Origin of the sequence: Bacillus cereus group sp. N24 (assembly GCF_016483345.1) — a bacterium.
Taxonomy (GTDB): domain Bacteria; phylum Bacillota; class Bacilli; order Bacillales; family Bacillaceae_G; genus Bacillus_A; species Bacillus_A toyonensis.
Map to the genome: position 1 here is coordinate 1 of NZ_JAEHCA010000075.1, position 1,680 is coordinate 1,680.

Here is a 1,680-nt window from a genome sequence, read left to right on the forward strand (position 1 = left end):
ATTGAAAAGAACATCCATATGATGAGTGATTGTTATAGCGCAATGGAAAAAATGAATGAGTTTATTCAAATGATGATGCAGGATGTTGAAAATGAGTAATGCCGTTCCTGTTCAATCTTCCGTCACACCAGGTGTTGTTTTAAAAACGAAATTTGTGTTGCCAAGTTCAGATGCTTTTCAGAACTATATTGATTATGTAGATCGGGAGGAAGCGAAAAGTGAAGTGAAGCTGAACCCGAAAATGTTCGAAACGTATCAAGATTATATGGGGGATTCAGAAAAGACATCGGCACTATTTACGGAACACGCAAATCGTTTAACAGAAAGTGAAAAAAAGTCCTTAAAGGAAATGTTTAAAACCGCTCATGAAAATGGAAGTATCATGTGGCAAGATGTCATTTCTTTTCATAATCACTGGCTAGAGAAACAAGGGATTTATGATGAGAAAACAAAAACATTGGATGAAAAAAAGTTGATGGATGTAACACGGCTTGCGATGAAGGAAATGCAGAAAAGAGAGGGGTTGGAGAAAAGCTCTATCTGGTCGGCAGCCATTCATTTTAATACAGATAATATTCACATTCATGTGGCAACTGTTGAGCCATTTCCAACGAGAGAACGTGGCAAAAGAAAACCAAAAACATTAGATGCGATGAAGGGGAAAGTCGTAAATAATCTATTAGATCGTAAGCAGGAACAAAAACAAATTAATGATCTGATTCGAAATAATATGGTGGGAAGGAAAAAAGAGGATTCCGTTTTTGATTGGCGTAATCAACATCTGAAACCGTTGTTTTTACAAATCTATAAACAGTTACCAAGTGATAAAAGACAGTGGCAATATAGCTACAATACGATTCAACCATTAAAGCCGGAAATTGATAAATTAAGCAGTAGATATATTCAACATCATCATAAAAAAGATTACGATCAGTTTCTCCAAAAGTTAGATAAAGAAGTGCAAGTTTTTAAAGAAGCATATGGGGAAGGAAAGTATGATAAGAAGCAATATGAAAATTACAAGACGAATAAAATTAATGACTTGTATAAAAGAATGGGTAACGCCTTTTTACAAGAAATGAAGGCATATGATAAAGAACAAAAGAGAATCCATCACATGAAAAAATCAAAGCCTTTTCAAAAATTTCAACAGAATGTATCTATTCAGTATTCTATGAGAAAAGTGGAACGTGCTTTTAAAAGTGAATATGAGAGTTGGAAGAACCAAAAGTATTATGAGCGTATGCAAAAAGAAAGTGCATATCAAAATGAGAGGGGTTATTAAATGAAGGACTTTCGTATGCAAATTACATTGGATGAGGAAACAGATACGTATATTAAAGATTACATGGAAGAACACAACATCAGATATAACGGTGAAGCAATTGTTAGGATTTGTAGAGAACATCAAGCATCAAAAAATACAGAATGGTCATTGAATTATATTTCCGAAATTGTATCAAAGAATCTACACGATGTGTTGAAAAGTGAACTAACAAAAATTCGTCTTGGTGCAAATAGTGCGGATAGAAATACGCAAATTTTAATTGAGTTATTAAATGGTTATTTCTTTTTAGAGGGCGTAGATAGCCTTATTACGACTGATAAACAAGAGATGGGAAGTGTGAAGATAGCAAAAGAAGTTGTAGCTGAACGAATTAGTCATGCAAGACAAAAACG

2 protein-coding genes are annotated in these 1,680 nt (G+C 33.9%); both read left to right on the forward strand.

All coding sequences use genetic code 11. The features are described 5' to 3' along the window. Positions 1-91: 91 nt before the first annotated feature. A complete protein-coding gene (mobP2, locus tag JDS95_RS30370) occupies positions 92-1,285 on the forward strand; it encodes a MobP2 family relaxase (protein ID WP_199691039.1) in 1,194 nt (397 codons plus the stop codon). After that, positions 1,286-1,680: hypothetical protein (locus JDS95_RS30375; protein ID WP_199691040.1), on the forward strand; the 395-nt coding region annotated here is incomplete at its 3' end.